Origin of the sequence: Pseudomonas ekonensis (assembly GCF_019145435.1) — a bacterium.
GTDB lineage: Bacteria > Pseudomonadota > Gammaproteobacteria > Pseudomonadales > Pseudomonadaceae > Aquipseudomonas > Aquipseudomonas ekonensis.
Map to the genome: position 1 here is coordinate 1,220,884 of NZ_JAHSTS010000001.1, position 26,407 is coordinate 1,247,290.

The 26,407-nt window shown below is 65.6% G+C and carries 20 protein-coding genes; 9 read left to right on the forward strand and 11 right to left on the reverse strand.

From position 1 onward, the window contains the following. Positions 1–23: 23 nt before the first annotated feature. Positions 24–1,250, forward strand: coding sequence for a winged helix-turn-helix domain-containing protein (locus tag KVG96_RS05640; RefSeq protein ID WP_217891154.1), 1,227 nt, complete (start codon positions 24–26; stop codon positions 1,248–1,250). A 41-nt stretch (positions 1,251–1,291) separates the two neighbouring features. Here KVG96_RS05640 and KVG96_RS05645 read toward each other — a convergent pair whose 3' ends face one another. Next, a complete protein-coding gene (locus tag KVG96_RS05645) occupies positions 1,292–2,638 on the reverse strand; it encodes a class II 3-deoxy-7-phosphoheptulonate synthase (protein ID WP_217891155.1) in 1,347 nt (448 codons plus the stop codon). 150 nt (positions 2,639–2,788) lie between these two features. Between KVG96_RS05645 and KVG96_RS05650 the strand changes: the two genes are divergently transcribed. Continuing rightward, positions 2,789–3,544, forward strand: a complete 756-nt coding sequence (locus KVG96_RS05650; protein ID WP_217891156.1) for a spermidine synthase — start codon at positions 2,789–2,791, stop codon at positions 3,542–3,544. A 67-nt stretch (positions 3,545–3,611) separates the two neighbouring features. On the opposite strand, the gene KVG96_RS05655 is transcribed toward KVG96_RS05650, so the two are convergent. Continuing rightward, positions 3,612–4,403, reverse strand: coding sequence for a crotonase/enoyl-CoA hydratase family protein (locus KVG96_RS05655; protein ID WP_217891157.1), 792 nt, complete (start codon positions 4,401–4,403; stop codon positions 3,612–3,614). Between the two features lie 423 nt (positions 4,404–4,826). Between KVG96_RS05655 and KVG96_RS05660 the strand changes: the two genes are divergently transcribed. Further along, the gene (locus tag KVG96_RS05660; protein ID WP_085577969.1) at positions 4,827–6,497 is read left to right on the forward strand and encodes a DEAD/DEAH box helicase; all 1,671 of its coding nucleotides are present in this window, start codon (positions 4,827–4,829) and stop codon (positions 6,495–6,497) included. A 139-nt stretch (positions 6,498–6,636) separates the two neighbouring features. Here KVG96_RS05660 and KVG96_RS05665 read toward each other — a convergent pair whose 3' ends face one another. After that, the gene (locus tag KVG96_RS05665; protein WP_217891158.1) at positions 6,637–7,404 is read right to left on the reverse strand and encodes a DODA-type extradiol aromatic ring-opening family dioxygenase; all 768 of its coding nucleotides are present in this window, start codon (positions 7,402–7,404) and stop codon (positions 6,637–6,639) included. A 104-nt stretch (positions 7,405–7,508) separates the two neighbouring features. Here KVG96_RS05665 and KVG96_RS05670 point away from each other — a divergent pair, with 104 nt between their 5' ends. Continuing rightward, a complete protein-coding gene (locus KVG96_RS05670) occupies positions 7,509–8,165 on the forward strand; it encodes a thiopurine S-methyltransferase (protein WP_217891159.1) in 657 nt (218 codons plus the stop codon). A gap of 103 nt (positions 8,166–8,268) precedes the next feature. Here the strand turns inward: KVG96_RS05670 and htpX are convergent, their stop codons facing one another. Both htpX and KVG96_RS05680 read right to left on the reverse strand, forming a co-directional pair. Beyond that, positions 8,269–9,156 (reverse strand): protease HtpX, encoded by an 888-nt coding sequence (htpX, locus tag KVG96_RS05675; protein WP_085577966.1) that lies wholly within the window; start codon positions 9,154–9,156, stop codon positions 8,269–8,271. A 305-nt stretch (positions 9,157–9,461) separates the two neighbouring features. Then, positions 9,462–10,673: a pyridoxal phosphate-dependent aminotransferase gene (locus KVG96_RS05680; protein WP_217891160.1), complete on the reverse strand. Its 1,212-nt coding sequence runs from the start codon at positions 10,671–10,673 to the stop codon at positions 9,462–9,464. Between the two features lie 224 nt (positions 10,674–10,897). Between KVG96_RS05680 and msrB the strand changes: the two genes are divergently transcribed. The 3 genes from msrB (at position 10,898) to KVG96_RS05695 (ending at position 12,338) form a co-directional block, all read left to right on the forward strand. Continuing rightward, positions 10,898–11,293: a peptide-methionine (R)-S-oxide reductase MsrB gene (gene msrB, locus KVG96_RS05685; protein ID WP_217891161.1), complete on the forward strand. Its 396-nt coding sequence runs from the start codon at positions 10,898–10,900 to the stop codon at positions 11,291–11,293. A gap of 101 nt (positions 11,294–11,394) precedes the next feature. Continuing rightward, positions 11,395–11,880 (forward strand): glutathione peroxidase, encoded by a 486-nt coding sequence (locus KVG96_RS05690; RefSeq protein WP_085577965.1) that lies wholly within the window; start codon positions 11,395–11,397, stop codon positions 11,878–11,880. Continuing rightward, complete coding sequence (locus KVG96_RS05695) at positions 11,877–12,338, forward strand: MarR family winged helix-turn-helix transcriptional regulator (RefSeq protein ID WP_217891162.1); 462 nt, start codon at positions 11,877–11,879, stop codon at positions 12,336–12,338. Before KVG96_RS05690 ends, KVG96_RS05695 begins: the two co-directional genes overlap by 4 nt. On the opposite strand, the gene KVG96_RS05700 is transcribed toward KVG96_RS05695, so the two are convergent. Then, positions 12,322–14,643 (reverse strand): hybrid sensor histidine kinase/response regulator, encoded by a 2,322-nt coding sequence (locus KVG96_RS05700; protein ID WP_217891163.1) that lies wholly within the window; start codon positions 14,641–14,643, stop codon positions 12,322–12,324. The genes KVG96_RS05695 and KVG96_RS05700 overlap by 17 nt on opposite strands. A 170-nt stretch (positions 14,644–14,813) precedes the next feature. On the opposite strand from KVG96_RS05700, the gene KVG96_RS05705 reads away from it, so the two are divergent. Continuing rightward, entirely contained in the window at positions 14,814–15,704 is an 891-nt protein-coding gene (locus KVG96_RS05705) for an ATP-binding protein (RefSeq protein ID WP_217891164.1), read from the forward strand. Then, a complete protein-coding gene (locus KVG96_RS05710) occupies positions 15,701–16,183 on the forward strand; it encodes a GAF domain-containing protein (RefSeq protein ID WP_217891165.1) in 483 nt (160 codons plus the stop codon). Before KVG96_RS05705 ends, KVG96_RS05710 begins: the two co-directional genes overlap by 4 nt. On the opposite strand, the gene KVG96_RS05715 is transcribed toward KVG96_RS05710, so the two are convergent. The 5 genes from KVG96_RS05715 to KVG96_RS05735 all read right to left on the reverse strand — a co-directional run bounded on the left by KVG96_RS05715 (position 16,184) and on the right by KVG96_RS05735 (position 26,374). Then, entirely contained in the window at positions 16,184–19,129 is a 2,946-nt protein-coding gene (locus tag KVG96_RS05715) for an HD domain-containing phosphohydrolase (protein WP_217891166.1), read from the reverse strand. It lies immediately after the preceding gene. 48 nt (positions 19,130–19,177) lie between these two features. Beyond that, entirely contained in the window at positions 19,178–22,831 is a 3,654-nt protein-coding gene (locus tag KVG96_RS05720) for a transporter substrate-binding domain-containing protein (protein ID WP_217891167.1), read from the reverse strand. Positions 22,832–22,839: 8 nt separating this feature from the next. Further along, the gene (locus KVG96_RS05725; protein WP_085577958.1) at positions 22,840–23,466 is read right to left on the reverse strand and encodes a response regulator transcription factor; all 627 of its coding nucleotides are present in this window, start codon (positions 23,464–23,466) and stop codon (positions 22,840–22,842) included. 347 nt (positions 23,467–23,813) lie between these two features. Beyond that, entirely contained in the window at positions 23,814–25,142 is a 1,329-nt protein-coding gene (locus KVG96_RS05730) for a deoxyguanosinetriphosphate triphosphohydrolase (RefSeq protein WP_217891168.1), read from the reverse strand. 68 nt (positions 25,143–25,210) lie between these two features. Then, positions 25,211–26,374: an EAL domain-containing protein gene (locus KVG96_RS05735; protein WP_217891169.1), complete on the reverse strand. Its 1,164-nt coding sequence runs from the start codon at positions 26,372–26,374 to the stop codon at positions 25,211–25,213. Between the last annotated feature and the right edge of the window lie 33 nt (positions 26,375–26,407).

Consider the following 26,407-nt stretch of genomic DNA (forward strand, 5'->3'; position numbering starts at 1 on the left):
TGCGAGCAGACAAGGAGACGTTCATGCCCGCGACACTGTCCTTTTCCCTCAAACAGGCCCGACGCCTGGCGCTGGCCGCCCAAGGATTCCACGGGCGCCAGCCGCCGGCCGTCAAGGCGCAGCACCTCAACCGGCTGATCGAACGGCTGGGCCTGCTGCAGATCGATTCCGTCAACGCGGTGGTGCGCTCGCACTACTTGCCGCTGTTTTCCCGCCTGGGTTCCTATTCCGCCGATTTGCTCGACCAGGCCGCCTGGAGTTCGGGGCGTCGCCGCACGCTGTTCGAGTACTGGGGGCATGAGGCCTCGTTGCTGCCGCTGTCGATGTACCCGTTGATGGGCTGGCGCATGCAGCGGGCGCGGCGCGGCGAGGATATCTATCAGCAGCTGGCGCGCTTCGGGCGTGAGCAGCAGGACACTATCCGTCGGGTGCTGGCCTCGGTGCAAGAGCAGGGCGCCCTGGGGGCGGGCAGCCTGTCGACCCGCCAGGAAAAGGCCGGCCCGTGGTGGGACTGGAGCGCCGAAAAGCAAGCGCTGGAGTGGCTGTTCGCGGCGGGTGAAGTCACCGTCGCCGGCCGGCGTGGCTTCGAGCGCTTGTACGACTTGCCGGAGCGGGTGATTCCGGGCTCGGTGCTGCAGCAGCCGCTGCCCGATGAGGCCGAGGCGCAACGGGGCTTGCTGCTGCACGCCGCCCAGGCACTGGGGGTCGCGACGGAAAAGGATCTGCGCGACTACTTCCGCCTGAACCCGGCGGACGCCCGGCCGCGTCTGGCGGAACTGGTCGAGGCCGGCCAGTTGCTCTCCTGCGCAGTCGAGGGCTGGCGGCAAACCGCCTATTGCCTGCCCGAGCCCCGTATTCCGCGCAAGGTCGGCGCCGCTGCACTGCTGTCGCCGTTCGATTCGCTGATCTGGGAACGCAGCCGCACCGAGCGCCTGTTCGGTTTCCGCTATCGGCTGGAGATCTACACGCCGCAGCACAAGCGGGTCTATGGCTACTACGTGCTGCCGTTCCTGCATGACGAGCGGATCGCGGCGCGGGTGGACCTGCGGGCGGAGCGGGCGCTGGGGCAGTTGGCGGTGCATGCGGTGCACGAAGAGGAAAGCGGTCTGGATGAGGCGGGGATGCAGGCCTTGGCGCTGAACCTGAAGGCGCTGGCGGGTTGGCTGGGGCTTGAGCGGGTGCAGCTCAATTGCCGGCGGGAGAGTGCCGGCAGGTTGCGGCAGGCACTGTCCGTATTGGATGGCGGTTGATCCGACGAAGGGGGCGGCCCGGTCAAAGACGGCCCGAGGCCTCAGCGACGCACCTGCTTCAGCGTCTCGGCGATCAGGAACGCCAGCTCCAGCGATTGATCGGCATTCATCCGCGGATCGCAATGGGTGTGGTAGCGGTCCGACAGTCCGTCCTCGGTGATCGGCCGCGCGCCGCCGATGCATTCGGTCACGTTCTGCCCGGTCATCTCGATGTGGATGCCGCCGGCATAGCTGCCTTCGGCCTGGTGCACCTGGAAGAACTGCTTCACCTCGCCGAGGATCTGCGCGAAGTCGCGGGTCTTGTAGCCGCTGCTGGCCTTGATCGTGTTGCCGTGCATCGGATCGGAGCTCCACAGCACCTGCTTGCCTTCACGCTGCACGGCGCGGATCAGCGCCGGCAGGTGGTCGCCGACCTTGTTGGCGCCCATGCGGGCGATCAGGTTCAGGCGGCCCGGATCGTTGTCCGGGTTGAGCACGTCGATCAGGCGGATCAGGTCGTCCGGATCCATGCTCGGGCCGACCTTGACCCCGATCGGGTTGTTCACCCCGCGCAGGAACTCGACGTGGGCACCGTCGAGCTGACGGGTGCGGTCGCCGATCCACAGCATGTGCGCCGAGCAGTCGTAGTAGTCGTTGGTCAGGCTGTCGCGGCGCACGAAGGCTTCTTCGTAGTTCAGCAGCAGCGCCTCGTGGGCGGTGAAGAAACTGGTTTCGCGCAGTTGCGGCGAACTGTCCATGCCGCAGGCGCGCATGAAGGCCAGGGTTTCGTCGATGCGGTCGGCCAGGTGGCTGTACTTTTCGGTCAGCGCCGAGTTGGCGATGAAGTCCAGGTTCCACTTGTGCACCTGGTGCAGGTCGGCGAAACCGCCCTGGGCGAAGGCGCGCAGCAGGTTGAGGGTCGCGGTGGACTGGTGATAGGACTGCAGCAGGCGCTCGGGGTCCGGCACGCGGCTGGCGGCGTCGAAGCCGATGCCGTTGACGATGTCGCCGCGGTAGGCCGGCAGGGTCACGCCGTCGAGGGTTTCGTCGTTGGACGAGCGGGGCTTGGCGAACTGGCCGGCCATGCGCCCGACCTTCACCACCGGGCAGCCGGCGGCGAAGGTCATCACCACCGCCATCTGCAGCAGCACCTTGAAGGTGTCGCGGATCTTCGCAGCCGAGAACTCGGCGAAGCTTTCGGCGCAGTCGCCGCCCTGGAGCAGGAACGCCCGGCCCTGGGTGACCTCGGCGAACTGGCGGCGCAATTCGCGGGCCTCGCCGGCGAACACCAGCGGCGGATAGCTGGCCAGGGTCTGCTCGACCTGGCGCAGGTGCGCGGCGTCGGGGTAGCGGGGTTGTTGCTGGATCGGCAGGGCGCGCCAGCTGTCAGGGCTCCAGGGTTGGCTCATCACGGTCTCTAGGGGTCTACGCACGGACGCCCATGGTAGCAGCAATTAGTGCGTGACCTGCTCCTGCCGATTGGCCGACAATCGCCGCTTTGCCACGGCGCCGCACGGGTGCCATCGCGTCACCGCGCCCGGTGACCGCCAGGAGATGAAATGACTGAGGAGCGCGTCGAGCGGTTGCTCGCCGAAGTGCAGGACGAATTTGGCGTGATCCGCGTGCTGGAAGTGGCCGACTACCGCTTTCTGGAGTTCGGCGATGCCATCGAGCAGAGCTGCGTGTTCACCGCCGACCCGAGCTGGCTGGAGTACGACTACACCCGGGCGATGCTGATCGGCGCGTTGTGCCACGAACAGCCGGAGAGTGCGCTGTTCCTGGGGCTGGGCGCGGGCACGCTGACCCAGGCCTGCCTGAAGTTCTTGCCGCTTGAAGACGTCGAGGCCATCGAGCTGCGCCCGGACGTGCCGCGCCTGGCCATCGAATACCTGGGGCTGGATGACGATCCGCGCCTGTACATCCGCGTGGGCGATGCCCTGGAACTGTTGCCCACCGCCGAACCGGCGGATCTGATCTTCGTCGACCTGTACACCGACGTCGGCCCGGGCGCCGGGCACCTGGCCTGGAATTTCCTCGGCGACTGCCAGAAACGCCTCAACCCCGGCGGCTGGCTGGTGATCAACCAGTGGGCCACCGATGACGGCAAGCCGTTGGGCGCGGCGTTGCTGCGCGGCCTCTACCACCGGCATTACTGGGAGCTGCCGGTGAAGGAGGGCAACGTGATCCTGATCGTCCCGGCGGACCTTGAGCAGGAACTGAACCTGCCGGCGCTGACCGCACGGGCCGAAGCGCTGTTGCCGAAGCTGGGTTATTCGTTGCAGTCGTTGATCAACGCGATTCGTCCGGCGACTTAGCCCTGCGGGATGCCGCGGCCCCCTGCGGGAGCCTGCTGGCGATGACGGATCTACAGGCGCCGCACCATCAGACCCCTTTGAAGACCCCGGCCCGCCGCTCCACCAAAGACCGCACGCCCTCCCGGGCATCCTCGCTGGCCAGCAGCTTCTTCACCAGCGGCGGCAACCCTTGGGCCGCCGCCGTCTCGCCATCATAACGGGCCTGGCGCGCCGACATCAGCGTTGCCTGTACCCCCAAAGGCGCCTGTCGGGCAATCCGCTCGGCCAGTTCGATGGCCCGGGGCAACAGGTCTTCGCTGGCCATGACCTCCTGCACCAGGCCCAGGCGCAGCGCCTCATGGGCATCGAACTCGTCGCCGGTCAGCAGCCAGCGCATCGCGTTGCCCCAGCCGGCCACCTGATGAAAGCGCAACGTCGCACCGTCGAACGGAAAGATCCCGCGCTGGACTTCCATCTGCGCGAACCGGGTGTTGCTGGCGCACAGGTTGATGTCGGCGGCGAGCATCAGCTCGATGCCGATGGTCAGGCAGTAGCCCTGGGCCGCGACGATCACCGGTTTGCTGACCCTGGGGCCGGCGAACACGCCCCACGGGTCGCAACCGCCGCCGGGCACCTGCCAGCCCTGGGCGAGGGCGGCGCTGGCATTGGCCAGGTCGAGCCCGGCAGTGAAGTGCTCGCCATGGCCGAACACCACCGCCACCCTGGCGTCTGCGTCGGCCTCGAATTCGCCGTAGGCCAGGCTCAGGTCATTGAGCAGATCCAGGTCGAAGGCATTGCGCTTGGCGGCGCGGTCCAGGCCGATCAGGTACACGTGTCCGAGTCGTTCACGGCTGACGCGACCGGCGGCGGGCTGATTCATGGGAATTTCCTCGGACGGGAAAGAGAGGGGGGCAGCGACCACGTGCCGCAGGTAGGTGAATCGTTTAAGCGTCATCGCCCGCAGGGCCGGGCCTTTGGAAAAATAGACCTTCGCCGGATTATCCGCAAAACCCCGTTACATCGCGGTGACAAACCTGTCGGGCCGACAAAAAAAGCTCCACTTTTGGGCAAATTCCGGTATAGTGCGCGCCGGCCTTTAACAGGGCCTCGTCCAGGTAGCGCATTCCCGAAGTCAGATTCGGGTGCTCGTCCGCATTGCGGGCTCTTCCTGACGACTCTTTTTTCCATCCATTCGTTTTCGCAAATCCCCGCCGACAAAGCTGCCAGGGCGACTCTTGAGTCTCAACACGGCATGTGCAGCTTTGGAGCATGGGTCTTTGCGGATGCACTTTGAGGCAGACCCATGACCCAGGAAATCGGCGGCTTCGCCGCTCTTGAACTTCATCCCAATATTGTCGCTGCAGTAGTCGCCACCGGCTATGAAGAGCCTTCGGCCATTCAGCAGCAGTCGATCCCGATCATCCTCGCCGGTCACGATATGATTGGCCAGGCGCAAACCGGTACCGGTAAGACCGCTGCCTTTGCCCTGCCTATCCTGCACCGCATCGATCCGTCCAAGCGCGAGCCGCAAGCTCTGATCCTGGCCCCAACCCGCGAGTTGGCGCTGCAAGTTGCAACCGCTTTCGAAACCTACGCCAAGCAAATGCCGGGCGTGACTGTTGTGGCCGTCTACGGCGGTGCGCCGATGGGCCCGCAACTGAAAGCCATCCGGAACGGCGCACAGATCGTTGTCGCCACCCCGGGCCGTCTGTGCGACCACCTGCGTCGCGACGAAAAAGTCCTCGCCACCGTGAACCACCTGGTTCTCGACGAAGCGGACGAAATGCTCAAACTGGGCTTCATGGACGACCTCGAAGTCATCTTCAAGGCCATGCCTGAATCCCGCCAGACCGTACTGTTCTCGGCCACCTTGCCGCAGTCGATCCGTGCGATCGCCGAGCGTCACCTCAAGGATCCGAAGCACGTCAAGATCCAGAGCAAGACCCAGACCGTCACCGCGATCGAGCAGGCTCACCTGCTGGTTCACGCCGACCAGAAGACTTCCGCCGTTCTCAGCCTGCTGGAAGTGGAAGACTTCGATGCCCTGATCATGTTCGTGCGCACCAAGCAAGCGACCCTGGACCTGGCCAGCGCCCTCGACGCCAAAGGCTACAAGGCCGCGGCGCTGAACGGCGACATCGCCCAGAACCAGCGTGAGCGCGTGATCGACTCGCTCAAGGACGGCCGCCTGGACATCGTCGTCGCCACCGACGTCGCCGCCCGTGGCCTGGACGTGCCGCGCATCACCCACGTGTTCAACGTGGACATGCCGTACGATCCGGAATCCTACGTGCACCGTATCGGCCGTACCGGCCGTGCCGGTCGCGAAGGTCGTGCGCTGCTGCTGGTGACGCCGCGCGAGCGCCGCATGCTGCAGGTGATCGAGCGTGTGACCGGCCAGAAAGTGGCCGAAGTGCGCCTGCCGGACGCCCCGGCGATTCTCGATGCCCGCATCAAGAAGCTGACCAACAGCCTGGCGCCGCTGGTGGCCGATGCCGAAGCGACTCATGGCGATCTGCTGGATCGTCTGACCGCCGACATCGGTTGCAGCCCGCGTGCCCTCGCTGCCGCCCTGCTGCGCAAGGCCACCAACGGTCAGGCGCTGAACCTGGCGGCCATCGAGAAGGAGCGTCCGCTGGTGCCGAACAGCGCACCGCGCGGCGAGCGCCCTGACCGTGGCGAGCGTCCGGACCGCGGCGACCGCGAGCGTCGTGCGCCGATGCCGCTGGGCGAAGGCCGTGCCCGTTGCCGTACCGCGCTGGGCGCGCGTGACGGTATCGCGGCCAAGAACCTGCTGGGCGCCATCCTCAACGAAGGTGGCCTGGCGCGTGACGCCATCGGTCGCATCCAGGTGCGTGACAGCTTCAGCCTCGTCGAGCTGCCGGAAGAAGGCCTGGATCGTCTCCTGGCCAAGCTGAAGGACACTCGCGTTGCAGGCAAGCAGCTGAAACTGCGTCGCTACCGCGAAGATTGATCGGCCTGCGGGCTGATTGATCGCACAAAAAAATCCCCGACCGGTTCGGGGATTTTTTTGCCTGCGGTTCGGGTCTGCGTGCATGCCGAACCGCTGTGGGAGCAAGCCGGTTCGCGAACGCCGCGACGCGGTCCTGCGGTCAGCCGAAGCGATAGATGTCCATGCCCAGCGCACCCATGGTGAAGCCCTGATGGGCAACGCTGAACTTGCCTCCGGCGCCACGGGCGAAATACAGCGGCAGCAAGTGTTCGTCGCTGGGGTGGCTGCGCACCGCATTCGGCGCCTGCCGGCGGTAATCGTGCAGCGCGGCCTCGTCGTCCGCCGCCAGCTGGTCGATCATCCAGTCGCGGAAGTCCCGGGCCCAGGGTTCGACGCTGTCCGGGCCGGCATGCCAGTCCAGTTCGCGCAGGTTGTGGGTGATGCTGCCGGAGCCGATCAGCAGGATGCCTTCTGCGCGCAGGCCGGCCAGCGCCTGGCCGACCCGGGTCTGCAGCGCCGGGCCGCCGCGGGTGGGCAAAGACACCTGCACGATCGGTATGTCTGCCTGCGGATACATCAGCGACAACGGCACCCACACGCCATGGTCGAACGGACGTTGCGGGTCGAGGCGGGCGGGCAGGCCGTTGGCGATCAGCCGTTCGGCGACTTCGCCGGCCAGTTGCGGATGGCCCGGTGCCGGGTACTGCACCTCGAACAGGGCGCGGGGGAAGCCGCCGAAGTCATGCCAGGTTTCCGGCTGCGGATGGCTGGCGACCAGCAAATCATGGCTTTCCCAATGGGCGGAAACGATGACGATGGCCTTGGGCCGGGGCATGTCGGCGGCCAGTCGCGCGAGGGCGGGGCCGCTGGCGCCGGGCTCGAGCGCGAGCATCGGCGAGCCGTGCGAAATGAACAGGCTTGGAAGCATGAAGGGGTTCCTGAGCGTTAAGATGGGCTCATCTTCATTCAGATCATTGATCTAAATCTAATATAAGTTTTAACGCGTTCTTATCGATTTTTTGGGAGTGATCCATGCAGCCCGAGTTTTGGCACAAGAAGTGGGAGTCCAATCAGATCGGTTTTCATCTGTCGCAGGTGAACCCGTATCTGCAGCGGCACTGGCCGGATTTGCCCGTGCCGCCGCAGGGGCGTGTGCTGGTGCCCTTGTGCGGCAAGAGCCTCGATTTGCTGTGGCTGGCCGGGCGTGGTCATCGGGTCTTGGGTGTGGAGTTGTCGCAGAAGGCCGTCGAGGACTTTTTCAGCGAGCAACGGTTGCAGCCCCAGGTCAGCGAGGAGGGCGCCTTCAAGGTCTACCGGGCCGGTGCGATCGAGTTGATGTGCGGGGATTTCTTTGCCTTGACGGCGCAGGACGTGGCGGACTGCGCCGCACTGTATGACCGGGCGGCGCTGATCGCCTTGCCTGCGCCGATGCGTGAGCGCTATGCGGCGCATCTGCAGGCCATTCTGCCGGCGGGGCTGCAAGGGCTGCTGATCACGCTGGATTACGACCAGGCGCAGATGCCCGGGCCGCCGTTTGCGGTGGCGGACGCGCAAGTGCAGCGCCTTTTGGGTGACGCATGGCAGGTGCGGATGCTGGAGGAGCAGGACGTGCTGGGGGACAGCTGGAAGTTTGTGCAGGCCGGGGTGACGCGGCTTGAGGAAAGGGTGTATCGGGTTTCCGGCCGGTAGGGGGGCGTTGCCTGACCCGACGAACAGCTCGCCTCAGCCGAAGGGGAAACCGGATCAAAAAAAGGCCCGCATCGCTGCGGGCCTTTCTGTTGTCGCGTGGGAATCAACCGCGACGACGCAGGGCGTCGATGCGTTCTTCCAGCGGCGGGTGGCTCATGAACATGCGGGCCAGGCCCTGCTTGATGCCGCCGTTGATGCCGAACGCGTTCAGGGTGTCGGGCATGTGCACCGGCAGGCCTTGTTCGGCGCGCAGGCGTTGCAGGGCGCCGATCATCGCGCTGGTGCCGGCCAGGCGTGCGCCGGCTTCGTCGGCGCGGTATTCGCGCTTGCGCGAGAACCACATCACGATCGCGCTGGCCAGGATGCCCAGCACCAGTTCGGCGAAGATGGTCGCCACGTAGTAGGCGATGCCCTGGCCTTCTTCGTTCTTGAAGATGACCTTGTCGACGAAGTTGCCGATGATCCGGGCGAAGAACATCACGAAGGTGTTCACCACGCCCTGGATCAGCGCCAGGGTGACCATGTCGCCGTTGGCGACGTGGCCGATCTCGTGGGCCAGCACGGCCTTCACTTCATCGGGCGAAAAACGCTCCAGCAGGCCCTGGCTGACGGCCACCAACGCGTCGTTCTTGTTCCAGCCTGTGGCGAAGGCGTTGGCCTCGTAGGCCGGGAAGATCCCGACTTCGGGCATCTTGATCCCGGCTTCCCGGGACAGTTGCTCGACGGTTTGCAGCAGCCACTGCTCGTGCCGGGTGCGCGGCTGGCTGATGATCTGGGTGCCGGTGCTCATCTTCGCCATCCACTTGGAGATGAACAGCGAGAACAGGGAGCCGGCGAAACCAAAGACGGCACAGAAGACCAGCAGCTGATTGAGGTTGAGGTCAACCCCGTTGGCCGCCATGAACCCGTTGAAGCCGAACAGGCTCAGGGTGATGCTGGCTATCAGCACGACCGCCAGGTTAGTGGCCAAGAACAGCAGGATGCGCATCATGGTTGTAGAAATCTCCTCAAGCTAAAGATGTAGCGTACTGCGGGGTATATAAGGTGCGGCACCTGGCGATTCAACCGGGTGACTATTTCAAACTGTGTCCTACAGCGGATTCCGCGACGTTCGCCGCGTTTTCCGTCATCCGTCATCGCTTGGGCGTCGGACGACGGCCACCCGCCGACGCGGCACCGGCCGTGCATGGCCGGTGCGCATCGCAAGTCTAGAAGCTGTTTGGGGGCGGGTGACGCAGAAGTGTTGCTGAATCCGTCAATGCGCAACGTTCGGGGCGTTGCGCAGCGGAGCGCCGGTCATTGCCGGTAGGATTTGAGGAAGTTGCCGATCCGGCCGATGGCCATGTCCAGGTCATCGACCCGCGGCAGGGTGACGACGCGGAAATGGTCAGGCCACGGCCAGTTGAACGCCGTGCCTTGCACCACCAGCAGCTTTTCGGACAGCAGCAGGTCGAGGACGAACTTTTCGTCGTTGTGGATCGGGCAGACCTTCGGGTCGATCTTGGGGAACGCGTACAGCGCGCCCATCGGCTTGACGCAGCTGACGCCCGGAATGTCGTTGAGCAGTTCCCAGGTGCGGTTGCGCTGCTCCAGCAGGCGGCCTTGCGGCAGCACCAGGTCGTTGATGCTCTGGTAGCCGCCCAGGGCGGTCTGGATGGCGTGCTGGCTCGGCACGTTGGCGCACAGGCGCATGTTGGCCAGCATGTCGATGCCTTCGATGTAGCTCTGGGCGTGGTGCTTGGGCCCGGAGATGGCGATCCAGCCGGAGCGGAAACCGGCCACGCGGTACGACTTGGACAGGCCGTTGAAGGTCAGGCACAAAAGGTCCGGCGCCAGCGATGCGGTGCAGATGTGCACGGCGTCGTCGTAGAGGATCTTGTCGTAGATCTCGTCGGAGAACACCACCAGGTTGTGCTGGCGCGCCAGTTCCAGCATGCCCAGCAGCACTTCCCTGGAGTACACCGCGCCGGTGGGGTTGTTCGGGTTGATGATCACCAGGGCCTTGGTGTTCGGGGTGATCTTGGCCTTGATGTCGGCCAGGTCAGGGAACCAGTCGGCGCCTTCGTCGCACAGGTAGTGCACCGGATTGCCGCCGGCCAGGCTCACGGCGGCGGTCCACAGCGGGTAGTCCGGGGCCGGCACCAGCACTTCGTCGCCGTTGTTGAGCAGCGCCTGCATCGACATCACGATCAGTTCGGAAACGCCGTTGCCCAGGTAGATGTCTTCGATGCCGACGCCTTCGACCTGCTTCTGCTGGTAGTACTGCATGACGGCCTTGCGCGCGCTGAACAGGCCTTTGGAGTCGCTGTAGCCCTGGGCGGTCGGCAGGTTGCGGATCACATCCTGGAGAATTTCGTCCGGCGCTTCGAAACCAAAGGGCGCCGGGTTGCCGATGTTCAGCTTGAGGATGCGGTGGCCTTCCTCTTCCAGGCGTTTGGCGTGCTTGAGCACCGGGCCGCGAATGTCGTAGCAGACGTTGGCGAGCTTGTTCGATTTGCTGAACTGCATGGCGATGTGATCCCGAAAATGAACGATCCAGGCGGCGGGTGGACAACCGGACTGGGATTCCTGCGTCTTCGCACAGGAAGGCATTCTGGGCGGCGGTTTCCGGATTTCGTTTGAATGCGCAGGAACCCGCTGCCAGACTGGCGTGTGACGAGGCGCAATCATACGTGCCGCCCGATCCGTGGAAAAGGTACAGATCGGGCTTTTTCAGCCGCTGAGGTGTGATGATGGAAAAGATCGAAAAAAACCTGGAGGAATGGCGTGCGATGCTCGATCCCGAGCAGTTCAATGTGTGCCGCCTGAGCGCCACCGAGCGACCGTTTTCCGGAAAGTACAACGCCACCAAGACCGCTGGCGTCTACCAATGCGTCTGCTGCAAGGAGCCGCTGTTCGATTCGACGACCAAGTTCGACTCCGGCTGCGGCTGGCCCAGCTTCTACACGCCGATCGGCGAAAGCGCCATGGTCGAGATCCGCGACACGAGCCACGGCATGATCCGCACCGAAGTGAAGTGTGCCCGCTGCGACGCGCATCTGGGCCATGTGTTCCCCGACGGTCCGCCGCCTACCGGGCTGCGTTACTGCATCAACTCGGTGTGCCTGGATCTGGTGCCGCGCGGGTAGGTGTCGTCGGCGATCCGCGGGTCGCCGTTCGGCAAATTAAATTGCACGCAATTCAATTGATCGCTACTTTTACCGCTCCTCAACTTTCAAGAGTGCGCACCATGAGCGACAGCCTGCTGAACATCCCGTGCACCACCATCAAGGGCGAGCAGAAGACCCTCGCCGATTTCGCCGGCAAGGCGGTGCTGGTGGTGAACACCGCCAGCAAGTGCGGGTTCACCCCGCAGTACAAAGGGCTGGAGGAACTGTGGCAGAGCTACAGGGACCGCGGCCTGGTGGTGCTGGGGTTCCCGTGCAACCAGTTCGGCAAGCAGGAGCCGGGCAACGAAGGCGCGATCAGTGAGTTCTGCGAGCTGAACTACGGCGTCAGTTTCCCGCTGTTCAAGAAGATCGACGTCAACGGCGCCGCTGCGCACCCGTTGTTCGTGCAGCTCAAGAAGCGTGCGCCGGGGGTGCTGGGCTCCCAGGGCATCAAATGGAACTTCACCAAGTTCCTGATCGGCAAGGACGGCAGCCTGGTCAAGCGCTTCGCCCCGGCCACCAAGCCGCAGGATCTGCGCCGCGAGATCGAAGACCTGCTCAAATGACCGACCTGCCCGCCGACGCGCTGAAGCTCGACACCCAGTTGTGCTTCAAGCTGTACGCCGCCTCCCGGGCGGTGATCCGCGCCTACCGGCCGATGCTCGATGAACTCGGCCTGACCTACCCGCAGTACCTGGTGATGCTGGTGCTGTGGGAGTGGCAGGACCAGGCGCCCGAACAGCCGACCGTCAAGGCGCTGGGCGAGCGCCTGGCGCTGGACTCCGGCACGCTGACCCCGCTGCTCAAGCGTCTGGAGCAATTGCAGTGGGTGCAGCGCCGGCGTTCGGCGCGGGACGAGCGCGAGGTGCACCTGAGCCTGACGCCGTCCGGACAGGCGCTGCGCGAGCAGGTCGGGCCGCTCAAGGCGCGGCTGCTGTGCGACAGCGGGGTCGACCTGGACCGGCTCGGCGAACTGCGCGACGGCCTCGATCAGCTGCTGGGCCTGATCAAATCGGCGTCATAGTCGGTATCCACTGGTCCAGCAGCGCCGCCAGCTCCTCGCGGCGGAACGGTTTGGCCAGATAGTCGCTCATCCCCGCCGCCCGGCAGCGCTCGCGCTCCTCGGACATGGCGTTGGCGGTCAGGGCCACGATCGGCAGATGGGGCCAGCGACCGCTGCGGCGGATCTGCCGGCTCGCCTCGTAGCCGTCCATCACCGGCATGTTGCAGTCCATCAGCACCAGGTCGAACGCATCGTTCTCCAGTTGGTCCAGCGCTTCGGCGCCATGGGCGGCCACCACGACATCGCAGCCGAGCTTGCCGAGCATGCCTTTGGCCACCAATTGGTTGACCGGGTTGTCCTCCACCAGCAGCACGCGGCCGCGTCGCTGGGTCGGCAGGGTCTCCAGGCGGGCCTCGTCGAGGGTGGCGACGTTCGGCTGCAGGATCCGCCGCAGGGTCTGATACAGCGCGTTGCGGGCCAACGGGCGGCCTTGCTGCTGCAGCGGCGCGAGGGCGGCGGCCTCTTCGGAGGGCATGAAGCTGCCGTAGGCGGTCACCAGCAGGATCGGGGCGTTGAGGGTGGGACGCAGGCCGAACAGGCACTCCGGACAGTCCGTGATCAGCACGTCGGGCGACAGGCCCAGCAGCGAATCCTCGATCGAGCGCCGCTCGTACGCCAGGCCCCAGGTCGGCAGCAGGTTGTTCAGCAGTTCCGCCAGACCGCTGCTGGCGGCCGTGATGGCGAGCACCTTGCCGTGCAGCGGCGCCGGCGCCACGGCGCGGGTGTGGCAGGGCAGCGGCAGTTCGGCGCAGAACTGGCTGCCGAAACCGACTTCGGAACTGATCGTCAGGCGGCCTTGCATGGCTTCGCACAGGTTGTGCGTCAGCGCCAGGCCCAGGCCGGTGCCGCCGAACTGCCGGGTGATGCCGGCGCCGGCCTGGGTGAACGGCTGGAAGATCTTCACCTGGGCTTCCCGGGCGATGCCGATGCCGGTGTCGCAGACTTCGATGCGCACGCCGTCCTTGTGGGTGGTCAGGCGCACATCGACCCGGCCGAAGCGGGTGAACTTGAGGGCGTTGGACAGCAGGTTGCTGACGATCTGCCGCACCCGGGTCGGGTCGCCCAGCACCAGCGCGGGGAAGTGCGGGTCGATCAGGCAGGTCAGCTCGACGCTCGGCGCCGCGTTCTGCGACAGCAGGTTGGCGGTGTCCTCGATCAGCGAGCCGAGGTCGAACGGGATGTTCTCCAGCTCCAGTTGGCCGGCGTCGAACTTCGACAGGTCGAGGATATCGTTGAGCAGTTCCACCAGCACCTTGCCCGAGTCGTGGGCGATCGACAGCTGTTGCTGCTGTTCGGCGCTCAGGGGGCCGTCGAGGGACAAGGCGATCATGCCCAGCAAACCGTTGAGCGGCGTGCGGATCTCGTGGCTCATGTTGGCGAGGAACGCCGAGCGCGCTTCGGCCATGTCCAGCGCGGTGCTGCGGGCCACTTCCAGTTCCTGGTTGGACTGGCTGAGCCGGTTGTTGATCGCCTTGAGCTCGGCGGTGCGGGCCGAGACGATGTCTTCCAGCTGGGCGAGGTAGTCGGTCAGGCGGTTTTCCGCGTTGCGCCGCTGCTGGATCTCCGTGGCGATGTTCTCGAACTGTTGGTTGGCGACCCCGACCAGCACGCCGATCTCGTCGTTGCCGTGCCCGTTCGGGCACTCCAGCGGTTTGGGCTGGGCGCTGCGCGGGTCGCGGCCGCTGAGCTCGCGGATCACCCGCACCAGCGGTTTGGTCAGCATCACGTAGAACAGCGCCAGCAGGATGCCGGTCAGGATCAGGCTGCGGGCGAAGCCGTTGAGCAGGGTGACTTCGGCCCGGCGCAGGAAGCGGCTGCCGAACGCGTAGGTGTCCACTTCCAGGCTCAGGGTGCCGAGGGACTCGTTGGGCAAGTGGTCGAGGTAGAGACGGTCTTCGAAGCGGCGCTTGGCGCCGAACAGGAAGTCGCTGACCATCCGGTAGCCGCTCTGGAACTCCGGGCGCTTGACGCTGGCCAGCACGTTGGCGTTGTTGTCGGTCAACTGCGCGGAAATGATGGCCGGCGAGCGCAGCAGGCCGAGGGTGAGCTCCTGGGCCAGTTCGGCGTCGATGTTGTAGGCGATGCGCGACGCCGGGTTGTGGCTGATTTCCAGCAGCGACAGGATTTCGCGGTTGATGGAGGCGTCTTCGCTGGCATAATCGATGCCGATCTGCAGCAGGCTGAGCAGCGTGCCCAGAATGAACCCGACCAGCACGGTGAGCCTGGCTTGCTTGTATGACAGCCGGTGGGTGAATTTGATATCCATGGGGTGTTGAATCACTTCCGTTTCCCTTCGCTGCTCAAGCATAGTCGATCATGTATGGATACCAGGGTTCCCGAGTCGCCTTGTGACAAGGCCAGGAGCGGGGCTCGAACGTTGTAGGACGCGCATCGCTGCATCGCCATCATCTCTGTGAACGAGCCCGAGGAAAAGACGTGGATTCCCGATTGAATGCCTTTCTTGAGCGTGCCGAGTCGGTTCTGGCGCGGATCGAGCCGCTGTTGCCGGCGCCGCGCCCCGTCATCGACTGGAACGCCTGCCTGGCGGCGCGCTGGCAACGCGACGGCCGCAGCGGTTTTCTGCTGCCGCTGGAGGTCAGCCTCGACATGCGCCTGTCCGACCTGATCGGGGTCGAGCGGCAACTGGAGCAACTGGGGCAGAACACCCGTCAGTTCCTCGACGGCATGCCCGCCAACCATGCGTTGCTCTGGGGTTCGCGCGGCACCGGCAAGTCGTCCCTGGTGCGGGCGCTGCTGGCCGAGTATGCCGGGGCCGGGTTGCGGCTGATCGAGATCGAGCGCGATCACCTGGCGGACCTGCCGCGGGTGGTGGAGCAGATCGCAAAACTGCCGCAGCGCTTCGTGCTGTTCTGCGATGACCTGTCGTTCGAGGCCGGCGAAGGCGACTACCGGGTGCTCAAGAGCGTGCTGGACGGCTCCCTGGAGCAGGCACCGGACAACGTGCTGCTGTACGCCACCTCCAACCGTCGCCATCTGGTGCCGGAAAAGGAAAGCGACAACGAAAACTGGAAGCGCGTCGAAGGCGAGCTTCACCCCAGCGAAGCGGTTGAGGACAAGATCGCCCTGTCGGACCGTTTCGGCCTGTGGCTGTCGTTCTATCCGTTCACCCAGGAACACTTTCTCGACGTCGTCGAGCACTGGATCGGCCAACTGGCCGCCAAGGCCGGGCTGGCCTGGCAGCGCGACGAAGCGCTGGACATCCTCGCCGTGCGCTGGGCCACCGGCCGCGGCAACCGCAACGGACGTTGCGCGTACCAATTCGCCCGTTACTGGGTGGGACTGAAATTGTTGGAGCACAAGGCATGATTGATTTGCAGCAGAGCGGCCAGGGTCTTGAAGGCTACGGCCTGTTGGCCGCGCAACTGGAGTCGCTGCTGGCGGACGAGCGCGATTTCATCGCCAACGCCGCGCAGTTCTCGGCGTTCCTGTTCACCCAGCTCGATGACCTGAACTGGGCCGGCTTCTACCTCAACCGCAACGAAGAGCTGGTGCTCGGCCCGTTCCAGGGCCAGATCGCTTGCGTGCGCATCCCGTTCGGCCGGGGCGTGTGCGGCACGGCGGCGGCCAGCCGGCAGACGCAGCGCGTCGAGGACGTCCATGCGTTCCCCGGCCACATCGCCTGCGACAGCGCGTCGAACAGCGAACTGGTGGTGCCGCTGGTCAAGGACGGGCGCCTGATCGGCGTATTGGACCTGGACAGCCCGAAACTTTCGCGTTTCGGCGTCGCGGATCAGGCAGGCATCGAGCGTCTGGCCGATATTTTCCTGCGCCTGACCGACTGCTGATCAGGCCGCCAGGCCTGCCTTGCGCAGCAGGCCGGCAGGATCCACCGCGTCGATCTGCCGGGGATCGAGGAAGCGCCGGGCGTATTGCAGGTAGATGCCTTCGCCGATGAACAGCCCGAACAGGTCGGCGTCGATGTGCGCCTCCCGGCACATGGTGGCCATGATGCCCAGCGCTTCGCTGAGGCTCTTGGCCTTTTTGTAGGGGCGGTCGGCGGCCGTGAGCGCCTCGAAGATGTCGGCGATCGCCATCATCCGGGCCGGCAGGCTCATTTCCTCGCGCTTGAGGCGTTTCGGGTAACCGGTGCCGTCCATCTTCTCGTGGTGGCCGCCGGCGATCTCCGCGATATTGCTCAGGTGCCCGGGGAAGGGCAGGTGGCTGAGCATCAGGATGGTCTGCACCATGTGGTGATTGATCACGTAGCGTTCCTCGCGGGTCAGGGTGCCCCGGGGGATGCTCAGGTTGTAGAGTTCGCCGCGGTTGTACTTGTGGCGCGGCACTTCCATCTTGAACCCCCAGGGATTGTCTTCGGCGATCAGCTCGCTGTCGGCCCGTTCGAGCAAGTGCTCGGGCTTGTCCGCCAGCAGCGGCTCGCTGACTGGCAGCGTCGGCGCGGGCGTGCGCTCCTGGCGCCGGTTCTCTTCCCACGACACGCCCTGGCGGTCATCCAGCGTGCGCGTCCAGGTGCGCCGGGCGATGCTTGCCAGGCGCGCCAGGTCTTCTTCGGCCATGGCCTCGGCGCCGAGGTTGCAGCGGGCGACGAACGCAAACTCGTCATCCAGCCCGGCCAGTGCGGCATCGCGCAGGCCGGCCAGCTGCGCTTCGTCGCCGCCCTGGGCCAAGGCCTGCCAATAGGCGATCCAGGCATCGCGCTTGAGCACCTCGAAGCGGGTGCGGACTTCGTGGATGCGGTCGTTGAGGGTCTCCAGTTTGGTGGCCTTGTCCACCACGTATTCGGGCGTGGTGACCTTGCCGCAATCGTGCAGCCAGGCAGCGATGTGCAGTGCTTCCCACTCGTCTTCGTTCGGCCGGTAGCCGCTGAACGCCGGCGCCTGGCTCGCCGCGGCGGCGTGGGCGAGCATCAGGGTCAGTTCCGGCACCCGCTGGCAGTGCCCGCCGGTGTAGGGGCTCTTGGCGTCGATCGCGCTGGCGAGCAACTGGATGAAGGCGTCGAGCAGTTGTTTCTGCCTGGCTTGCAGGCGCTGGCTTTCGATGCTCACGGCCGCGGCGCCAGACACCGCCTGCAGAAAGGCGATGCGGTCGGGCCGCAGTTTTTCCCGGTCGGCGGCGGTGCCGCTGTCGTTCACCAGCAGGACCAGCAGGCCGACCGTCTCGTTGTGCCGGTTGCGCAGGCGGATGCCGATCAGGTGCACCCGCGGTGCCGACATGGCCAGCAGCACTTTCTGCAGGTCTTCGGCCTGCTCGAAACCGAGGTCGCTCACCACATTGTCGGCTTGGGCCAGTTGCGCAAACCAGGCCGGGTTGTGGGCCGAGTCCAACTGGCGGCCGAGGATGCCGAACCTGGCCAGCGTCTGGGTGACCCCGTCGAGCACCAGCCCGGCAGGCTCTACCCGGTTGCCGTCGTTTTCGCGCAGATAGATCAAGCCGCCCTGGGCCTGGGCGATCTGCACCGTCTCGAACAGCACCCGTTGCAGCAGCGGCGCGAAGCGGGTTTCGGCGGTCAGGCTGTCGGTGATGCGGAAGAAGCTGGCCAGCGTATCTTTCATGCGCGCCATCGACAGGCTCAGTTGGTCGACCTCCAGCACCGGAGAGCGGCGGGTCAGCGGGAAACCGAAATCGAAGCTGCGGATCGCATCGGCCTCCCTGACCAGCGCATGCAGCGGCTTGACCAGAATCCGCGACGTCAGCCAACCCAGCGGCAGGCACAGCAGCAGAGTGGCGAGGGTGATCAGCGCACCTTGCCAGCGCATGCGGTAGGCATCGGCCAACAGTTCGTCCTCCGGCACCAGCAACGCCAGTTGCAGGCCCTTGGGGCCGCCTTCGGCCAGGTTGCTGCGAGCGACGATCCATTGCCGGCCGTCGGCCTCCAGGCGGTTGCCCCGTTGTCCGCCGTTCAGCAGCGCGTGCAGGCCCGGGCTCAGGTCGGCGGCCTTGGCCAGGCGCGCGCTGCGGTCGTCGACGATCAGGCGGGCGCTGTCCGGGTAGGCCACGGCGTTGCCGGCGGCGTCGAACAGGACGACCTGGGTGGCAGGCGTCACGACGTGCTTGCTCAAGGTCGCCGAGAGCGCCGCCAGCGTGAGGTCGGCGGCGATCACGGCGTTCACGCCGCTGCGCCGCGCCAGGGTGGTGCCGACGTGGCGGGTGGAGAAAAACACGTAGGGCTCAGTGGTGATCTGCCCGGTCTGCTGCGTGGCGCTGACGTACCAGGCCCGTTCGCGGGGGTCGTAGGGATCGTCGGGGTTGTCCTGGCGGCCGACCGGTTTCAGGGCGCGATCGAAGAACAGCGATTGCGAGCGGGCCTTGCCGGCGCTGTCGCGCTCGATGCTCCAGACCTGGTAGGCGGCCGCCTCCGGCGCCTTGAGCAAGGCCTTCAGCCCGTCGGTGCGCAGGGGGCGCACCATGAAGAAATCGCCGTTGCCGTAACCCAGGTACAGCGAGGCCAGGTCCGGGTTGTCCGTGAGCGCCTGGCTGAACGGCCTGAGCAGCGCCATGCGCGCTTCGAGGCTGGCGGCGCGGGTTGCGGGGCTGTCCGCCAAAAGGCTCAGGAGATGGCGGATCGGCTCATAGGTGTTCTGCAGGTCCAGGCGCACATCCTGCTCGATGCGATTGAACAGTTTCTCGCTGCTGGCGAGGATGATCTGGGTGGTCTGGCGATAGTTGAAGAGACCGAGCACCACGCCCGTGAGCAACAGCAGAAAGGTGAACATCACGCTGATGTGCACATGCAGGGGGAACCGGCGGCGTTCCGGGCGCAGTGGGCTGGGCATTGCGGTCACTCCGTGATGGGAAACACACTGCTCAGCGCTCAAGCATAGTTAAGGCTCGACCGTTCTGCCGCACGCGAGCCGATCCAGTTGCTGCTGCAGCGCCCGGTCCAGTTCGAGCAGGGCACGGTCGCTGCGCCGGCAGCAAAGGCGGATCTCCGTGGCCGGCAACGCTTGCGCGCAGGCCTGCTCCAACGCCTCGCAGCAGTCGATCACGCAGCCGGCCTGGACGATGCGTGCAGCGCCCTTGATCTTGTGGGCGAGCACGGCCAGCGCTTCGCGGTCGGCGGTTGCGGCCAACGCCTGCATCTGCTCGCGATCCAGACGGTTGCTGTTGAGCAGCTCTGCGAGCAAGCGTTGCGTCTGGGACGGATTGCCGCCCGTCAACGGCTTGAGCCCTTGAAGGCTGAGCGCCGGCGCCGTGACCGCAGCAGGCGCGGCAGGCGTGATGCCGTCCACCCATTGGCTGAGGACGCTCAGGCTCAGGGGCTTGAACAGGCAATCGTCCATGCCTGCCTGCCGGCAGCGTTGCAGCTCTTCGGGCTGGGCGTTGGCGGTGAACCCCAGCACCTTGCAGGGCGGGCGCCGGGTCTGGCGCTCAAGCCGACGGATGGCCTGCGTCAATTCGTAGCCGTTCATGACCGGCATGTTGCAGTCGGCGATCACCAGATCGAAACGGCCGGCCTTCCAGAGCTCCAGGGCGCTTTGGCCTTCCTCGGCAACGCTGTAGGCATGGCCGAGGAATTCCAGTTGCTGGCACATCAGCAGGCGGTTGGCGGGATGGTCATCCACCACCAGCACGTTCAGGGGCGCACCGGCGCGCCGTACCGGTTCATCGCAGCGCTGGGCGACGGGGCTGGCGGGGCGGGCCTCCAGCGGCAGGGAGACGCTGACCTGCGTGCCGACACCGGGCTGGCTGTTGAGCTGCAGCCGGCCTTCCATCATTTCGCACAGGCTGCGGCTGATCACCAGCCCCAGCCCGGCGCCGCCGTGGCTCTGCAGGCCGTGGTCGGCCTGGGCGAACGGCGTGAACAGCCGCTGCTGGTCTGCGGCGCTGATGCCGACGCCGCTGTCCTGAACGGTCAATTGCATGATCGGCCGTTCGGGCCCGTCGGCATCCGGCAGGTCGAGGGTGACGTGGATCTGCCCGGCGTCGGTGAACTTGATGGCGTTGCTGATCAGGTTGGACAGGATCTGCTTGAAACGCAGCGGATCCAGGTACACATCCACCGCCAGTCCGGGCGGATTGACCGTCAGTTGCAGGGCGAGCTTCTTCTGGCGGGCCAGGCCATCGAAGATCCTCGTCACCGAACTGACCGTCTCCACCAGGCCGACCCATTCGGGGCTCAGGCTCAGGCGCCCGGACTCGATCCGGGCGATGTCGAGAATGTCGCCGATCAGGCCCAGCAGATCCCGGGCCGAGCGGTAGGCCGTCTCGATGGACGAGCGGTCCGGGTGATGCGCGTCCAGGCGTTCGAGCGTCAGTTCGAGCATGCCGATCACCGCGTTCATCGGGGTGCGGATCTCGTGGCTCATGGTCGCCAGAAAGGTGCTTTTGGCCCGGTTGGCGTTGTCGGCCTGTTCCTTGGCCGTGCGCAGTTCGTCCAGCAGGCGACGCCGCTCGCTGATGTCGATCCAGCCGCCGATGATGCCCCGGACATCACCGCTGGAATCGCGGTAGGGCAGGATCCAGTGGTAGATGGTCAGGCGCCGCCCGCCGATGTGCAGCGGACGGTCCTGGATCAGCGGCTTGCCTTCCGCCAGCACCCGGCGGTAGTCCGCCTGATAGGCCTGGGCCTCGAAGGCGTTGCCCTGGGCGCTGTGCATGACGCTTTTGCCGATCACGTCTTCGCGCCTGGCGTTGAATGCCTTGAGGTAGCTGTCGTTGCAGCTTTGCAGCAACCCGTTGCGGTCGCGCACGTAGATCGGATGGGGGGTGCCGTCGACCAGCGAGCGCATGAACTCGTATTGGTCGTTCAGGGCCCGTTCGGCGGCCTGGCGCTGTTTGATCTGGCGCCGCATGTAGGCATTCCAGGCCAGCGACAGCAGCAGGAGCAGGCAGGCGCCGGTCGCCACCTGGTAGAACAGGCGCCGGTAGTCGCGCCAGGCGCCCTGGGAGGCTTCCGAATAGCCGCGCCAGCGGCTGTTGATGATGCCGAGCTCCTCGGGCGAGATGCTCAGCAGCGCCTTGTCGAGGATCGCCACCAGTTCCGGGTTGGCGTGGGTGGTGGCCAGGGAGAACGCGGCCTGGCGCGTGCCGAGGGTCGTGGTGATCTGCAGCCGGTGCTCGAAGATCCGCGACGAGATGAAGTAGTTGGCGATCATCAGCGAGGTCACCGCGCCGTCGACCTGCCCGCCGGCCAGCATCGCCACGGCGCTGAAAGTGTCCGGCGTCTCGACGAGATTGATGCGCGGGAACTCGCGGCGCAGGTAGTCGATCATCGGATTGCCCTGGGCGATCGACACCGAGCGGCCCTTCAGTTGCCCCGGGTGGGTGGGGCTGTCGGCGGCCTTGCGGGTCAGCAGGACGTGGGAGTTCTCCAGGTACGGGCGGCTGAAGCTCAGGTGCCGTTCGCGTTTGGCGCTGGGCAGCAGCGCGGCGATCAGGTCGGCCTGATCGTTCTCGAGCTGGCCGATCATGTCGCTGTCGCTGCGGCCGCGGCGGATGTCGAAGCGCAGGCCGGTACGCAGGCGGATGAGTTCGAGCAGGTCGGCGGAGATCCCGCGCAGGTTGCCGTCGCTGTCGAAGAACGTCAGCGGGGCGAAGGCTTCGTTGACCACCACGCGCACCACCGGGTGGCGCTTGAGCCAGTCCTCTTCACGCCGGGTCAGTTGCAGTTTGCGGTCGGTGAGCAGGATGTCGCTGCCGGCGCTCCAGCGCTTGGCGATGTTCGTCCGTTCGCTGCCGGGCACGGCCTTGAGCACCGTATCGACGATGCTCAGCAGCTGTGGGTTGTTGCGGTGGACGGCAAAGCTGAACCCGTGGGCTTCGTGCTTGCCGAAGTTGGCCATGCGGATGTTGTTCAGGTAGCCCTTGTTGATCATGTAATGGGTGGAGACCGTGTCGCCGAGAAACACGTCGGCCTGGTCGAACGCCACGGCGTTGAGGGCATTCTGGTACGACGGGTAGACCGTGAGGATGGCCTTGGGGTAGAGCGCCTTGACCTCGTCGAGCGGCAGGTAGTGATAGACCATGCTCAGCCGCAGCCCGGCAAGTCCGTCGGCCAGCGATCGGGTTTCGCCCTCGCGGGTGACCAGCACCGGCTGGTCGATGGCGTAGGGCGTGGAGAGCACCACGTCGGGGTTGGCGGCTTCGAAACCGTTGGCGGTGCCCAGCAGGTCGACCTCGCCGTCGACCAGTGCCTGCACCGCCTCGTCCCGCGAGGCGTAATGGCGGATCTGCACCGGCAGGCCGGTGGCCTGGCCCAGCAGGCCTGCGTAGTCGGCGGAGAGCCCTTCGTAGTCGCGGCCGCTGGAGGTCATGTCGAACGGCGGGTAGTCCGGGGCGGAAGTGCCCAGGACCAGGGCTTTGCGGGTCTGCAGCCATTGCCGCTGCATGGCGTCCAGGGCGGTCGGCGGCGCCATGTGCGTCGCGCGGCTGAGCAGGACGTAGTGCGGCGGCGAGGCGAACGCGACGAACGCGAGCGCGGCCAGGCACAGGCCGGCGCACCAGGTCGTCAGTGTGTACAGGAGTCGGCTGGGCATGCGGGCTCTCATACTAGTGCGTTGCGTTTGGCCATTTCGATAAGTTCCACCAGAGACCGGGCCTTGAGTTTTTGCATCAGGCGTTTTTTATAGGTGCTGACGGTCTTGTTGCTCAGAAACATGCCCTTGGCGATTTCCTTGTTTGTCCGGCCTTGGGCAAACAACTGCAATACCATCAGTTCGCGGTCGTTGACGGACTTGAACAGTTCCAGTTCGGCATAACGGACATCGTCATTGCGCACCGGATTCAACGCTTGGCTGGGAAAGTAGTTGTAACCCGACAGCACGGCCTTGATCGCACTCACCAGTTCACTCAGGTCTTCCTGTTTGCAGACGTAGCCCGAGGCCCCCGACTGCATGCAGCGGATGCCGAAGAGGGTCGGGCATTGGGCCGTCAGCACCAGTGTCTTCAGGGGCGAACCCATGGCGTTGAAGCGTGCGAGGACCTCCAGCCCGTCCAGCTTGGGAATGCTGATGTCGAGAATGATCAGGTCGGGCATGCATTCACGCACCATCTGCATGGCATCGACCCCGTTATCGGTTTCACCGACGACTTTGTAGCCTTCATGTTCCAGCAACATGCGAACGGCAAGACGGATGACCGGGTGATCGTCGACAATAAAAACGGAGTTCATATTCAAGTCCCATGCAAGCACGAATAAAGCGCGCACATTAGCTCAGATGAATAAGCGCCCGCAGGGACTGACTTGGCTCTAACGGCAATATAGGAATATTCCTACATTTAAAAGGGAATGCGACTACTGTTGGGCTGGGTGTGGAGTAAGGAAGAGTAAATCGCCCTCCACTGTTTACTCTAAGTTTTAACGGCCTGCGCCCATTTGTTTTTCCCCGCTCCAGAGCGCGCGGTTCGGGCCGGGGCGGCGGTGGGGACGGTTGTTTAAATGTCCTTCATCTCTCGGCAACCCCGCCAGGGTGCCGGTTTGCCAGAACGGTCGGCGGGGCGGCCGTTCTGGCGTCCGGGTCAATGGCTGGAGCGACCGGTCATCTCCAGCGCCATGTCGCTGGCGTAGCTGTCGGTCATGCCGGCGATGAAGTCGATCATGCGCAGGAACGAGGTGTGCAGCGGGCCGCGCGGATCCGGCGCGTTGTTGCCCAGCAGGTCGAGGATGCGCCGGCTCTTGAAGGACGGGGTGCGGCCGTTGTGCTGTTCCAGCGCCGCCCCGCAGAACGCGTTGAGCAGAATCTCCAGCGTGGTGTAGGCGCCGATCTCGTGCAGGGTCTTGCGCTTGTCCTGAAAGATCTTCTTGCGGGCGATGTCCTTGGCGTTCAGCACGCAGCGTTTGGCCGGGCCGTGCATGTGCTCCACCAGATCCCCGTGCAGGGTGCCGGCGAGCAGGGCGTCCTGCTGTTCGACGAAGGCCCGGGCCGCGGCGTTGGTCAAGTGTTCGATGGCCTTGCCGCGCAGGATCGCCAGCTTGCGCCGCCGCGAATCCTGGGGGCCGAGCAGGCGATAGGTTTCCGGCAGGTCGTCGCCCACCAGGCCCAGCAGCAGGGACTCGACTTCGGCGTAGTCCAGCAGATCCATCTCCAGGCCGTCTTCCAGATCGATCAGCGCATAGCAGATGTCGTCCGCGGCCTCCATCAGGTACACCAGCGGGTGGCGGGCCCAACGCTGTTCCTCGAGCTGCGGCAGGCCGAGCTTGTGGGCGATCTGCTCCAGCAGGGGCAGTTCGCTCTGATAGCAGCCGAACTTGTGCTTCTTGTAGCCCAGGGAGTCCGCGTGCCGGGCGGTCCACGGGTACTTCAGGTAAGTGCCGAGGGTGGCGTAGGTCAGTCGGGTGCCGCCGTCGAACTGGTGGTACTCCAGTTGCGTCAACACGCGGAAACCCTGGGCGTTGCCCTCGAAGTTGAGGAAGTCGCCCCGTTCGGCCTCGCTCATCGCATCCAGCCAGCCGCGTCCGGCGGCCTGCTGGAACCAGTGGCGGATGGCGTCCTCGCCGGAGTGGCCGAACGGCGGGTTGCCGATGTCGTGGGCCAGGCAAGCCGATTGCACCACCATGCCCAGGTCGCTCGGTTCGCACCATTCGGGCAGGGCGCCGCGCAGGGTTTCGCCCACGCGCATGCCCAGCGAGCGCCCGACGCAGCTGACTTCCAGCGAATGGGTCAGGCGCGTGTGGATGTGGTCGTTGCTCGACACCGGGTGCACCTGCGTCTTGCGCCCCAGGCGGCGGAAGGCGCCGGAGAAGATGATGCGGTCGTGATCCTTGTGGAACGGGCTGCGGCCCAGTTCCTGCGGACTGTGCAGCGGTTTGCCGAGGCGTTCGCGGTTGAGCAGGGTGTGCCAATCCAAGGCGGGGGCTCTCCATCGGATGAGTGATGGCCTAGCTTCCCGGTTCGGGCAGGCCTGCGCAAGCCCGGCTAGAGTCCGGCAGCGTCGATGTCGATCAGCAGCAGGCGTTCGCCGTCGTCGAAGAACTGCCCGGCGGTGAGGCAATACTGGTTGCTTGTGGCGTCGCGGTAGGTGTCGGACAGGATCAGGCGCCGCTCTTCCCGGCCCTCGGCCAGCAAGTGATGGAAGTACGGCCGCCACGACCAGTTGTGGCCCACGTAGCGGTCGTCGGCCGTCCAGGCGCCGTGGCGCCATTCCAGGTTCGGCGTCAGTTGCGTGCCTTGGCGGTCGCATTGGTAGAACCGCAGCAGCCAGGGAAAGGCCTGCGGCTGCGGCAGGGCGCTGACCGGTGCGCCGGCCCCGGCCCAGGCTTGCAGGGTCGCCATCCATTCGGCCAGTTGCCGGCGCATCTCCATCAACCGGCTGCGCTCGTCCAGCTTCTGCCGCACATAACACTGACGCAGCGCCGCGAAGCGCTGGACGAAGGCGTCCGCCTCGAAAAACGCTTCCTGCGCCTTGGCGAACAGGTAGCCCTGCACATAGCGCGAACCGCACTCCAACGCGTAGTTGAGCTGGGCCTCGGTCTCCACCCCTTCGGCGATGATCCGGCAACCGGTCTTCTCGGCCATCTGGGCCAGGGCCTTGACCACATCGCTGCTGGGCCCGCCGAGCGCAGCGGCCTGGAACAGGCGCATGTCGAGCTTGAGGATGTCCGGCTGCAGGGCCAGCACCCGGTCGAGCTGCGAATGGCCGGCGCCGAAATCGTCGATGGCGATGCGTGCCCCGGCGTCGCGATAGCGGGCGACGACTTGCGCCAGACGCTGGCTGTTGCCGCCCAGCTCCGTGATCTCGAAGACGATGCGCTGCGCATCGACGCCGTGCCGGGCCAGTTGCTTGAGGCTGGGCAAGGCTTGCTCGGGGCGCAGGCGGCTGATCCAGCGCGGCGACATGTTCAGGCTCAGGAACCAGTCCGCCGGCGCTTCGTGCAGGCGGCTCAGGGCGTTGTCGCGGATCTGCCGGTCGAGGCGCCGCAGGGCGATGGCGGGAGTGCGCGGGTCGGCGAACAGCGGCCCGACCGAGGTCAGTCGGCCATCGGCCTGGCGCAGACGCCCCAGTGCCTCAACGCCTGCGATGCGTCCGGTGGCGGTATCGATGAAAGGCTGAAAGCAGGCGAGCGGTTGCCCGTCGATCACGGGGCCTCCTTAGTCATTCTTGTTCGGGTTCGG